This window comes from Shewanella corallii, assembly GCF_023349125.1.
GTDB lineage: Bacteria > Pseudomonadota > Gammaproteobacteria > Enterobacterales > Shewanellaceae > Shewanella > Shewanella corallii.
Genome location: NZ_JAKIKT010000002.1, coordinates 783427 through 796962, shown reverse-complemented (window position 1 = coordinate 796962; position 13536 = coordinate 783427). Strand labels below are relative to the sequence as shown.

Annotated in this window: 7 protein-coding genes; 4 read left to right on the top strand and 3 right to left on the bottom strand. The window is 51.1% G+C overall.

Going from position 1 to position 13536, the window contains the following annotated elements; translation table 11 throughout:
- Positions 1–14 precede the first annotated feature (14 nt).
- Positions 15–260: a hypothetical protein gene (locus tag L2725_RS08805; protein WP_115136263.1), complete on the top strand. Its 246-nt coding sequence runs from the start codon at positions 15–17 to the stop codon at positions 258–260.
- 55 nt (positions 261–315) lie between these two features.
- Here L2725_RS08805 and L2725_RS08800 read toward each other — a convergent pair whose 3' ends face one another.
- From L2725_RS08800 to L2725_RS08790, 3 genes are all read right to left on the bottom strand, one after another.
- Entirely contained in the window at positions 316–897 is a 582-nt protein-coding gene (locus tag L2725_RS08800) for a TIGR04211 family SH3 domain-containing protein (protein WP_249248593.1), read from the bottom strand.
- Between the two features lie 113 nt (positions 898–1010).
- Complete coding sequence (locus tag L2725_RS08795) at positions 1011–2285, bottom strand: inorganic phosphate transporter (RefSeq protein WP_249248592.1); 1275 nt, start codon at positions 2283–2285, stop codon at positions 1011–1013.
- A 24-nt stretch (positions 2286–2309) separates the two neighbouring features.
- Positions 2310–2990 carry a TIGR00153 family protein gene (locus L2725_RS08790; protein WP_115136261.1) on the bottom strand — a complete coding sequence of 227 codons (681 nt, stop codon included), beginning with the start codon at positions 2988–2990 and terminating at the stop codon, positions 2310–2312.
- Positions 2991–3222: 232 nt separating this feature from the next.
- On the opposite strand from L2725_RS08790, the gene L2725_RS08785 reads away from it, so the two are divergent.
- The 3 genes from L2725_RS08785 to L2725_RS08775 all read left to right on the top strand — a co-directional run bounded on the left by L2725_RS08785 (position 3223) and on the right by L2725_RS08775 (position 13526).
- Entirely contained in the window at positions 3223–4701 is a 1479-nt protein-coding gene (locus L2725_RS08785) for a CYTH domain-containing protein (protein ID WP_249248591.1), read from the top strand.
- A gap of 220 nt (positions 4702–4921) precedes the next feature.
- A complete protein-coding gene (locus L2725_RS08780) occupies positions 4922–9355 on the top strand; it encodes an Ig-like domain-containing protein (RefSeq protein WP_249248590.1) in 4434 nt (1477 codons plus the stop codon).
- Between the two features lie 286 nt (positions 9356–9641).
- The gene (locus L2725_RS08775) at positions 9642–13526 is read left to right on the top strand and encodes an Ig-like domain-containing protein (RefSeq protein WP_249248589.1); all 3885 of its coding nucleotides are present in this window, start codon (positions 9642–9644) and stop codon (positions 13524–13526) included.
- Positions 13527–13536: the final 10 nt, after the last annotated feature.

The window sequence follows — 13536 nt, the reverse complement described above, 5'->3', positions numbered from 1 at the left end:
GATAAGAGGTTTATATGCTGCGCTTTAAGCCCTTTATTCGTACACCCTTAATGCTGATCTGGTTGATGTTTTGCTATGCAATGACTGCAGTCGGACTGGTACTGGCGCTGCCACAGACTCTGTCCAGAGGCATGACTCTTAACAACTTCCGAATAGCTATGACTGGCTGCTATCTACAATACCTGGATGCCAATGAGTATGTGAGCACAGGTAAGTATGGTAACCGACTGATGACAGCATTTAAGGAATTCAAAAAATAAAAAAACCACCCGCGGGTGGTTTTTTTATTGAGTGACTGGTCAATCAACGGATCAATCAGTTCATCCAGCGGCTCTTGTTACGACGCTGAGGACGTGGCAGGTAGGCTATCAGCAGACCCAGTAACAGACCTACGCCGGCAATCATGCCTCCCTGGCGCCACATTTCATAATCCTGATCTTCCAGCAGTGAGTTGAGCTCTGCCTTGGCACTGTCTCGCTCTGCCGTGGCCTGTGTCAGCTGTGCTTTCAGTTCGCTGATTTCACGGGCGGCAGTGCTCAGCTGGTTGCTTTGCTGCTTGTTGCCGGATTGAACCTGACTTAGCTGTTTTTGAGTATCAGCCAGTTTGGTTTCCAGCTGCGGAACGACAACACGGAAAGAAGGAGAAGATTGGATCTGGTCAGTGCGTACCCAGCCTTCTCTGTCTTTATGGTCTTTGATTTTACTGTAATCGCCGTCGGTTTCACCCAGCAGAGTGACAGGTTGACCGGCTTCTACACTGCCCAGAATGCGATACTGGGTGCCAGGACCACCGTGGATGAATATATAAACATCTTCAGAAATATAGCCGGATTGAGTCGCCGCCAGCAGATTTGGTGAGGCTATCAGCATGGTCACCAAAGCAAGGATTCGTAACACTAAAGTATTCTCTTTAAAGATGGAACTGCCCCACATGCTAGGGATTCAGGGGCACTAATGCAAGAGGGAAGTCATATGACTTCCCTCTGTATAACTGCGTAATAAACTTTAGTTTATTCGAATGCTGATTTGATCATGTAGAAGAAGATGATCGACAGACCAGCACCGGCAGGCAGGGTAACTACCCAGGATACTACGATGTTACGAACTACACCGATGTTGATAGCGGCAATACCACGCGCCATACCTACACCCAGTACAGCACCTACCAGAGTCTGAGTGGTAGAGATTGGCAGACCGGTACCTGATGCGATAACCACGGTAGAAGCAGCAGCCAACTCAGCAGCGAAACCGCGGCTTGGAGTCAGATGGGTAATGTTCTTACCAATGGTCTGCATTACGCGCTTACCGAAGATAGCCAGACCGAATACGATACCGAAGGCGCCCAGAGGCAGAATCCACCAGGCCAGAGAAGCCTTGGAAGAGATTTCACCGCCAGCTTCTACTACAGATACTACTGCGGCCAGAGGGCCAATAGCGTTGGCTACGTCGTTAGAGCCGTGAGCAAATGCCATACAACATGCGGTTACAACCATCAGGATAGCGAATACTTTTTCAACATCGCCAAACTGAGTGTCGGTGCCGGTACCGGTAACGCCAGACATCTTCAGGCGACCAATAGCGACTTTACCCAGAACGCCAACAACCACAGCAATAGCCAGAGACAGCAGGTAAGCTTCGTTAGTGCTCAGGTGCAGACCAACGTGCTTCAGACCTTTGGTAATAGTTACCAGAGACATGATGAAGCCAGCCAGACCCATATAGAAAGGGACATAGCGCTTGGCGTTTGCCAGAGGATCTGAGGTGTTGAAGATTAACTTCTGAACGCTCTGGAAGATCACAAAGGCGATGAAACCAGAGATTGCCGGGGTGACGACCCAGGAACCAACGATGCCACCTACTTTACCCCAGGCTACAGCGTCAGGGCCCACACCTACAGCGGCGAAGCCAATGATGGCGCCGATGATAGAGTGAGTGGTAGATACAGGCCAGCCCAATGCAGAGGCGACAATCAACCAGATACCGGCTGCCAGCAGTGCAGAGATCATACCGTACACCAGCAGTTCTGGGTGTGGTACGAAGTAAGCTGAATCGATAATACCTTTACGGATAGTGGAGGTTACTTCACCACCAGCCAGATAGGCACCGGCAAATTCGAAGATCATCGCAATGATGATCGCTTGTTTGATGGTAATGGCGTTGGAACCTACAGAGGTACCCATGGCGTTAGCCACGTCGTTGGCACCAATACCCCAAGCCATCAAAAATCCAAACAGGGCCGCCATCCCAATTAACAGCGTGCCATGGGTTACTAATACATCAACCATGTTGTTACCTTGAAAACCTTGTTATCAGACGCGAGCCAGCATCAGCTCCAGGCGGGAACCTACACGCTCGGCCAAATCAGCCAGGTCGCCTACCCACTCAATAATCTTGTAAAGGAACATCACATCGACAGGGTTGAGTTCAGCTTCCATGGCAAACAGCTGACGACGTACCTGAATTTGCAGATCATCAGTATCTTCTTCGATGGCATCGAGTTGACTGATCATCTTTTCTACCAATTCAACTTCACGACCACGGAAACCTGTTTCCAACAGATCATCCAGTTCGTTGATGGCTTGTTTCGCCAGTTCAACGGCGTCAAGACAGCGGGTTAAATAGGCAATGAAGGGACCTTGGATGGCTACCGGAATAAGTAATTCACGACCGATAACGCGACCAGAGATATCTTTTGCTTTGTTGGCGATTTTATCCTGTTGGGTCACCAGTTCCAGCAAGTCAGTGCGTTCAACAGGCATGAACAGACCGCCAGGCAGATTCAGACGAATCTCCCGCTTCAGCGCGTCGGCTTCACGTTCCAGTTGACTGATTTGTTTTCTCTGTGCGACGGCACTATCCCAGTCACCTGCGATAGTCGCTTCGAAAAATGGGACAAGTATAGATGCGCAATCGTATACTTTGTCGATGTGCTCTTGCAGAGGCTTGATTGGCGATTTTGCAAACACGCCCAAAATAGAGTTTACTGGCATAGCCGTGTACCTATTAAGGTTATTCCCTTAGTGGAAAAAGCGGGCGAATGTTACCCCATGCGTCCGCTTAATGAAACTGTGTTTTTTATATCGAAGCACAGTTTTAATACTATTGAGTCATAAATCTACTCTGGAAGCGAATCCTAGAGACCTTTTATGACAGCAATATTACATTATGAATAAATAATGACGTTTTGATGAATCTTTGATTACTAACTGACCCTTCTACTTCATGGCCGCAGAAATCGAACTCAAGCTCTTCCTTGACCTGGCAGACCTTCAAACTCTGACTACAAAGCTCTCCAATCTGGAGCATTCAGAGCTATTGCCGACCAAACAACTCACCAACCGCTACTTTGATACCCAGGATCTTCAGCTGCGTCGCTGGGATATGGGGCTCAGAGTGAGAGGTGAAGGTGACCACAGAGAACAAACCATAAAAACTGCTGGTCGTGTGGCTGGCGGCATTCACTCCCGTCCAGAGTACAACATAGATATAGAAGCGGATACTCCGACTTTGAGTCTGTTTCCCGATGAAATCTGGCCTGTGGATGCAGATATTGCCACGGTGCAGAATGAACTGTATTGCCTGTTTGACACAAACTTCACCCGTCAGCTCTGGCATGTATATGTAGGTAACAGCATGGTGGAGATCGCACTGGATACCGGCACGATAGTAGCTTCCGGTGAGCGGGAAGAGATCTGCGAGCTGGAGTTTGAGCTGCTGGCCGGTGAGGTGTCAGCCTTGATTGAGTTGGCGACCCAGGTTGCTGAGTGGATACCCGTTCGCCTCGGCAAGGCCAGCAAAGCTCAGCGGGGTTACCGACTGGCGTCTCAGTCCAGCCCCTTGTCTCTGGAAGCCCTTAAGTATGTTGAGCTCACCAAAGACAGCGATATCAACATAGCCGTGCAAACTTTACTGGAAACCTGTGTGGAGCGGTGGCAATTGCTTGAGCAGATGATTGCCGAGAGTGCTCATGTGCCGCTGCAGTGTGTCGAATTATGGCAGCGCCTGCGCAGCATTATCCGACTGCAACGTTTGACCTTGCAGCAGTTTGGCTTGTGGGAAGCCGGTTATGATTCAGGTTTCGAGTTACTTGAAGCCAATCTGGGCTTTGTTGATAAGGCACAGTACGCCGCAGGTATTATTGAAGAGAGTCTCGCTTCCAAACATCAACAATCTGATGCTTTCGAAGCAAAAGCAGCAGCTGAGTTGACGGGGTTTGACTTCACAGCTAAATTGCATTCGCTGCAGCGAATGCCACAGTACGGTCAACTGCAACTGGCCATGGTGCGTTTGCTGCTGGACTTGCAGAAAGGTTTAGTTGTGCTGCCTCAGGTATCCTTGAAAGCGATGGCGGATAAGATGCAGGAAGCCTCCTGGCAGAGCATTCTGGAGTTGATGCCGCCTACCCAGTCCCTGTCTGACACTGATTACCTGAGCGCCATTGAGCAGTTGGATGAAGCTATTCTTGTTGGGTTTGCCTATGGCGAACTGTATGACGCCCAAAGCCGGGATAGTTTTCGGGCTCCCTGGGGGGATTTGGTTAATGGTATACGGACCCTCGGCAGTTATAACCTCTTAGATGAATACAGTCATCAGTTGGAGCTGGATCTCAGCGATTGGCTGACCAATAAAAAGGACAGTCTGCTGCTGGCACTGGACTTTTCCCGTAAATCGGCTCAGGCCATGACGCCCTACTGGCGATAAGCTTTCATTGAGTGATGACAAAAGAGCCTGCGGGCTCTTTTTTGATCTGACCTTGGCTATCGCAACTCCATTGTGACCTTGTTCTCCCTCACTGGCAGAACCTTTGACCTGAACTAAAGTTATAGGTACGGCAAAGGCTTGCCTGACAACTGACTCATGATAGGGATATCTGAGATGGAGATATTGAGTGTCGCACCTTCGCCAGCTTGTTAGTGTATTTATGCTCACAGTCTTGTTGTCTGCTTGCAGCGAGTCTGAGTCGCCTTCGCCTGAAGAGCCGTCAGGCCTGTCTTTGCTTCCAGTCGTTGAAACCAATCCTTCCCCGGCTCCTGTCATTAATCTGGTTGTTTCTGAATTCCGTGTGGGTGAGCAGCGGGCATTGGACCTGTCGTCAGAAGTCAGCTCGGGAGAGGCATGGCAAATTACCGATGTGTTGTCGGTTACCGGCCCTGTCAGGGTGGCTTTGCTGTCTGCTACTGAACTGGAGGTGATTGCCGATGGCGCTGGTATGGCTGACGTGACATACAGAGTGGAGTCGGGGGGGAACATCTATCAGGGGTATATGGCGATAGCGGTCTCAAGCCCAGTCAATACATCGCCCTCTGCGGCAGACATTCAACTTATTTCAAATGGAACGGCTAAGCTGGAGATTGACCTGTCCCGTTATATCTCTGATAGGGATGGTGATGAGCTGACGGTGACCGATTTACTTCAAAGTGATGAACGGTTTGCAGTTGATGGACACATCCTGACTTATCACGCCAATGGTTTTGTGGGTATCGACAGTGCCACCTATATAGTGACCGATGACAAGGGCGGTTGGGCTGCGGGCCTGATTCAGGTGACGGTGACCGATAACACCCCGCCTCCGGCCACTTTAAGTGTGTCAACGCTGGTGCAGGAGATGACTACAGGGCAAAGTGTCACACTGGATATCAGTAGTGCAGTGACAGCATCAGACAGCTGGCAGATAAGTCAGGTCAGTGTGGATGGCACTGCGGTTGATGCTGATATTGGCAGCAACTCAGAGCTGACGTTAAATGCGCTGGCTGAAGGCGTAGCCGAAGTAAGCGTTGAAGTGACCTCCAGCACTTTAATTGCCACCGGACTGATAGTGGTAGCGGTCAGTGATGGTGACAATACGTCTCCCTTTGCCAATGATGTGACGCTGTCCACTGACAGCGATACTGACATCTCTATCCCATTAAGCAGTTATATCGGCGATGCCGATGGTGACACTGTATCCGTTGATTCTCTGGTGCAGGTGAGTGACAGGTTCAGTTTGTCCGGGGGCACAGTAGAGTACCGTCCCAATGGTTTTGTGGGTATCGACAGTGCCACCTATATAGTGACCGATGGCAAGGGCGGTTGGGCTGCGGGCCTTATCCAGGTCACTGTGACGGACAACTCACCGCCCCCGGCCACTTTAAGTGTGTCAACGCTGGTGCAGGAGATGACCACAGGGCAAAGTGTCACACTGGATATCAGTAGTGCGGTGACTGCATCAGACAGCTGGCAGATAAGTCAGGTCACACCCTCCAACAGCGCTGTCAGCGCAGCAATAGCCAGCGATAATGAGATTGCACTGACAGCGCAGGCAGCAGGCGTTACCGAGGTTGTCTATACCCTTGTCTCCTCAGGCGTTGTTGCGACAGGAACTTTGGTCGTGGCTGTGAGTGACCTGGATAACAATCTGCCCTATGCCAACGACTTGAACTCGAGCACCGACAGTCTCACTAATCTGACCATTTCATTGAACGGCGCTTATGGCGACGTGGATGGAGACGCTGTCAGTGTGACTGAACTGCTCCAAGCGGACTCTCGCTTTGCACTGTCCGGGGAGCTGGTGACTTATTCTCCCGGCGGTTTTATTGGGGTCGATACGGCAACATATCTGGTTTCGGATGGACGAGGCGGGATGGCGGCTGGTCTCTTGGTTGTTAATGTGACGGATGCCAGCCCCGCGCCTGACAATACCTCTCCTACTGCGGCTGATTACAGCTTTTCAACTGACAGTGCCACACAGGTCACCTTGGATTTAGCCGCGCTGGGATTGGTTGCTGATGCCGACTCTGACCCGCTCTCTATTGCCATATTTGGTGGTGATAGCCGGGTTGCTGTCAGTGGATTAACTCTGGAGTACACTCCCGGAGGTTATGTTGGCGCTGATGAGTTTGTCTATCAAGTCTCGGATGGCAAAGGTGGCAGCGCTCTGGGTCATATCAGTGCCACTGTGTCTGATGCCACACCGGCAAACCAGGTTCCCACCGCGGCAGCAACGACTCTGACGTTGACGCTGCAGCAAATACAGGCGTCTTCCCAGCGAGTGATAGACCTTGCCGGCTTGGTATCAGATGCCGATGGAGACAGTTTGTCTGTGACTCAGGCTTATGGCGCACTGGGTAGCGTTACGATTTCCGGCACTCTGGAACTGACTTATACCGCTTCGGCCTCCATTCCTGCGGATAGCTTTAGCTATGTGGTGTCAGACGGCAAAGGGGGCTTTGCTCAGGGGACGATAAATGTGTCCATCGACAATCAAGCGCCTGTCGTGCAGCCCATCACGCTGGCAATCGACCCTTATGCCGGTGGCAGCCTGAGTATTGACCTGAGCTTGTACACTTCAGACGCTGACGGGGATTCACTCACTCTGAGTGAGCTGGGCAGCGCTACGGCACCGGCCACTATCAGCAGCACTGGTTTGCAGCTTGAATACACGCCCAATGGCTTTACCGGTACTGACTCAATCAGCTACAGCGTCACAGATGGACTGGCCACGGCGTCCAATGTTATTCAAATCACCTCAAGCTCACAGGCGGTGCTAACGGCAAATAATGTTTCACTGGGGTCTTTTCCATTAAGCCTTGGGTTGTTGGTAATTGATATGACGCCCTTTGTTTCCAACAGCTCTGGTCGAAGCATAAGCTTTTCCAACGTTTACGGAGCCAGTCTGGGGACAACGTCATTTAATAACAGTGACCTTTTATTACGGTATACACCTGACAATATCCGTTATGGGACAGACAGCATTTTCTATGAAGTCACTGATGGCGAGGGAAATACCGCAACGGCAACTGTCACACTTACCCTTAGTGCACCTGTAGCGCCGGTTATTACCTCGTTGACACTGGACTATCAGGGGGATGTTACGGCTTCTCTGACCTGTACCGGCTGTGATCATCCCGCTCGTACTGAGTTCCATTTTGAGGTAGCCGGAGTCCCGGTCAGTGGCAGTGGTGCAGTCTACTCACCAAGCGGAGACGACAAGGAGAAAACCATCTCTGTACGGGCAAGGGTAAAAAACCAATACTGCAATGCCGATGACTCCGGTGTAAATGGCAGTAATGCTTGTCTGATAACAGAGGGGCAGGTGGTGATACAGCCCAAATATGTCGCTGATGTGATAAACGGAGAGTACAGTCACGCAGCTTTGATGACAGATGGCACAGTAGTGAGTTGGGGAGATGATTCCAAGGGGGCGGATAGCAGTGCAGTGCAGGCACAGCTAACTAATGTGGTGTCCATAGCTAATACTAATTGGGCTTACGCTGCCATAAAAGATGACGGTACCGTTGTAGCCTGGGGGCATAATTCGTTAGGAGGGGACGCCAGTGCTGTGCAGGCGGATTTAACGGATGTCACCAAGGTATTTGCCAATACAGTTGCCTTTGCGGCGCTAAAATCCGATGGCAGTCTGGTCACTTGGGGGTCTGGTGGTAGTGGTGGAAACAGTAGTGGAGTACAGGCACAACTGACCAATGTCGCTGAGGTTTTTGGCACGGATACGGCATTTGCGGCGTTAAAGTCAGATGGCACTGTTGTGACCTGGGGCGATAGTAGCAATGGCGGCGATTCCAGCGCTGTAGCCGCTGATCTGACCAATGTTGATTCGATTTCTGCTACCCGCTTTGCATTCGCAGCGTTAAAGGAGGATGGCAGTGTGGTTGCCTGGGGGAACTCGTTGCAGGGAGGGGATGCCAGTTCAGTTCAGGCAGATCTGACCAATGTTGCCAGGATTTATGGTAATTGGCGTGCTTTTGCGGCCGTGAAGGATGATGGCAGCGTCGTTACCTGGGGGAACGTCAGCTTTGGCGGTGACAGCAGTGGTGTGCAGGCCGACCTCTCCGGGGTTGAGAGTATTTCAAACACCACTCATACATTTGCTGCGTTGAAATCAGACAATACAGTCGTCACCTGGGGCTCAGCTTCGTTAGGTGGTGATAGCAGCAGTGTTCAGGCGCAGCTTACCAATGTGGAAAGCTTGTCTGCGACCTTATTTGCATACGCGGCGTTGAAAGGTGATGACACGGTCGTGACCTGGGGATTAGCCGCATCAGGGGGCGACAGCAGTGGTGTGCAGTCAGACCTCGCTGGTGTAGAACAAATAATAGCTACTGAAGAAGCCTTTTTGGCGCTTAAGTCTGATAACTCTGTGGTGACCTGGGGAGACTCCGATTTTGGTGGGGATAGCAGTGGTGTCAGCTCAGATTTCGATACTGTCACTAAAGTATGGAGTAACAGTTCCAGTTTCGTTGCACAGAATCAGGATGGAACGATAGTCACCTGGGGAGACTCGGTTGAAGGTGGCGACAGTAGTGCGGTTCAAAGCGACTTTACCGGTTACAGTCAGATCTTTATCGACCTGGATCTTTAGTGATCAGATAACGCCTGTATTTGATCTTTACTCTGTCCAGTTTAAGAAGACAATCTCTTGTCAGCAGAGCTTAATTGTATTGACTTTACATAAGTGAGTTTTTGGTTCTTGTTGGGCCAGAGGCTGTTTTCTCCCTATTGAGTGAGTCCTTTTTCCACTGGAAGACGCTCTTGGCTGGACTAAAGTTATTAATACAGTAGTGGTCTGTTTAATAATTTATTTATGATGCAAACACTTGAGATGGAGATATTGAGTGTCGCACCTTCGCCAGCTTGTTAGTGTATTTATGCTCACAGTCTTGTTGTCTGCTTGCAGCGAGTCTGAGTCGCCTTCGCCTGAAGAGCCGTCTGGCCTGTCTTTGCTTTCAGTCGTTGAAACCAATCCTTCTCCGGCTCCTATCATTAATCTGGTTGTTTCAGAATTCCGTGTGGGTGAGCAGCGGGCATTGGACCTGTCGTCAGAAGTCAGTTCGGGAGAGGCATGGCAAATTACCGATGTGTTGTCGGTTACCGGCCCTGTCAGGGTGGCTTTGCTGTCTGCCACTGAACTGGAGGTGATTGCCGATGGCGCTGGTATGGCTGATGTGACATACAGAGTGGAGTCGGGGGGGAACATCTATCAGGGGTATATGGCGATAGTGGTCTCAAGCCCCGTCAATACATCGCCCTCTGCGGCAGACATTCAACTTATTTCAAATGGAACGGCTAAGCTGGAGATTGACCTGTCCCGTTATATCTCTGATAGGGATGGTGATGAGCTGACGGTGACCGATTTACTTCAAAGTGATGAAAGGTTTGTAGTTGACGGACACATCCTGACTTATCACGCCAATGGTTTTGTGGGTATCGACAGTGCCACCTATATAGTGACCGATGGCAAGGGCGGTTGGGCGGCAGGCCTGATTCAGATGACGGTGACCGATAACACCCCGCCCCCGGCTACTTTAAGTGTGTCAACGCTGGTGCAGGAGATGACCACAGGGCAAAGTGTCACGCTGGATATCAGTAGTGCAGTGACAGCATCAGACAGCTGGCAGATAAGTCAGGTCACACCCTCCAACAGCGCTGTCAGCGCATCAATAGCCAGCGACAACGAGATTAGCCTATCTGCATTGGCTGCAGGCGTTACCGAGGTTGTCTATACCCTTGTCTCCTCAGGCGTTGTTGCGACAGGAACTTTGGTCGTGGCTGTGAGTGACCTGGATAACAATCTGCCCTATGCCAATGACTTGAACTCGAGCACCGACAGCCTCACTAATCTGACCATTTCATTGAACGGCGCTTATGGCGACGTGGATGGAGACGCTGTCAGTGTGACTGAACTGCTTCAGGCGGACTCTCGCTTTGCACTGTCCGGGGAGCTGGTGACTTATTCTCCCGGCGGTTTTATTGGGGTCGATACGGCAACATATCTGGTTTCGGATGGACGAGGCGGGATGGCGGCCGGTCTCTTGGTTGTCAATGTGACGGATGCCAGCCCCGCGCCTGACAATACCTCTCCTACTGCGGCTGATTACAGTTTTTCAACTGACAGTGTCACACAGGTCACCTTGGATTTAGCCGCGCTGGGATTGGTTGCTGATGCCGACTCTGACCCGCTCTCTATTGCCATATTTGGTGGTGACAGCCGGGTTGCTGTCAGTGGATTAACTCTGGAGTACACTCCCGGAGGTTATGTTGGTGCTGATGAGTTTGTCTATCAAGTCTCGGATGGCAAAGGTGGCAGCGCGCTGGGTCATATCAGTGCCACTGTGTCTGATGCCACACCGGCAAACCAGATTCCCACCGCCGCAGCAACGACTCTGACGTTGACGCTGCAGCAAATACAGGCGTCTTCCCAACGGGTGATAGACCTTACCGGCTTGGTATCAGATGCCGATGGGGACAGTTTGTCTGTGACTCAGGTTTATGGCGCACTGGGTAGCGTTACGATTTCCGGCACTCTGGAACTGACTTATACCGCTTCGGCCTCCATTCCTGCGGATAGCTTCAGCTATGTGGTGTCAGACGGCAAAGGAGGCTTTGCTCTGGGAACGGTCAATGTGTCCATTGATAATCAAGCGCCGGTCGCGCAGCCCATAACACTGGCAATCGACCCTTATGCCGGTGGCAGCCTGAGTATTGATTTGAGCCTGTACACTTCAGACGCTGACGGGGATTCACTCACTCTGAGTGAGCTGGGCAGCGCTACGGCACCGGCCACTATCAGCAGCACTGGCTTGCAGCTTGAATACACGCCCAATGGCTTTACCGGTACTGACTCAATCAGCTACAGCGTCACAGATGGACTGGCCACGGCGTCCAATGTTATTCAAATCACCTCAAGCTCACAGGCGGTGCTAACGGCAAATAACATCACCCTGGGAAGCTATGCCATGGATGCTGGCTTGCAGGCGATTGATGTTTCGGCATTTGTGTCCAACTCCACAGGCAGAAATATTAGCCTGTCCCGGGTGTATGGCGCTGTATTGGGAACCACTGCACTGAGTGCCAGCGACTTGGTACTTAACTATACCCCCGACGACATCAGCTATGGCAGCGATAGCTTCTTTTATGAGGTGACAGACGGCGAAGGCAATCTTGCCTCCGCAGCCGTGTCTCTGACCATCAGTGCTCCTGCAGAACCGGCAGTGACCTCTTTGTCACTGGATTACTCTGGGCCTGTTGCTTCAGGAGTCAGTTGTACTGGCTGTGATCATCCCACAAGAACTGAATATCAATTTGAAGTGGACAGTATTCCTGTTACTGGCAGTGACGCTGAATATGCCTTGGTGGATGATGATAAGGATTATGGAGTAGGCGTGAGGGTAAGCGTAAAAAATCGATACTGTAATGCCGATGGCAGCGGCGTAAACGGGGGGAATGCCTGTAAAACAGCATCAGCTCAGGTGGTGATCCGGCCTGAATACATAGATGAGGTGATTGCCAATGATTATGCGATGACGGCACTGCGTACTGATGGATTTGCCAGAGCCTGGGGATTGGCTGATTATGGTGGAGACTCGAGTGGGGTTCAGTCTGATTTGGTCGATGTTGAGTCTGTGACTACTTCCAATAAGGCATTTGCCGCACGAAAATCCAATGGCAGTTTGGTCGTATGGGGAAATGCTAATTATGGGGGGGATGCCAGCAGTGTGCACGCGCAATTGAACTCAGTGATCGCAGTTTATGCAACAGATTGGGCATTTGCGGCAGTTAAAGCTGACGGCAGCGTGGTTACCTGGGGGGACAGTGCTAAAGGTGGGGACTCCAGTGGTGTGCAAGCCCAGTTGACCAATGTCATCAGAGTTTTTTCGACCAATACAGCTTTTGCGGCATTAAAGCAGGATGGCACTGTGATTTGCTGGGGAGAAAGCGGCAGTGGAGGAAATTGTTCTGGCATTGCGGCCTCTTTGGTTAACGTCGCTGAAATCTATAATAATGATTCGGCATTTGCTGCCCTGAAAGTTGATGGCACAGTTGTGGCTTGGGGGAATACGACCAATGGTGGTGATGCCAGTGCTGTGCAGGCTGATTTAACCAATATCTCCAAGATGTTTCCCAATCGTAACGCCTTTGCTGCGTTGAAAACAGACGGCTCAGTGATTACCTGGGGGGCGCTGGGATCCGGTGGCAGCAGCGCATCGGTTCAGGCCGATTTGACCAATGTCAAAACGATTGCCTCAAACTATTACTCTTTTGCGGCCTTGAAAGGGGACGGCAGCGTTGTGACCTGGGGTTCGTCTGGCCTTGGAGGTGATAGCAGTGCTGTTCAGGCTGGCCTTACCAATGTAGAGCAGGTATTTGCCAACTCTTTTGCTTATGCAGCGTTAAAAAGTGATAAAACGCTGGTGACCTGGGGAAATGGCAGTGGTGGCGGAGACAGTAGCGCAGTGCAGGCAGATCTGGTGGGTGTTAAATTTGTCAGCGGCGGAGAGATGGCATTCGCTGCCGCTCTTGAGTCAGGTGATGTTGTGACCTGGGGCGTTAGCCATATGGGGGGCGACTCAAGTGCTGTGCAGAGTCAATTCAATGGTGTTACCCACATATGGCACACCTATTTTGCTTACGTTGCCCGAAACCAGGATGGTAGCCTGGTTACCTGGGGGACAGACACCCATGGTGGAGACAGCAGCGCTTTACAGGATGATTTTACTCATCAAACTCAGCTGTTTCTGGACCTGGATTTATAGTGGTCAACAG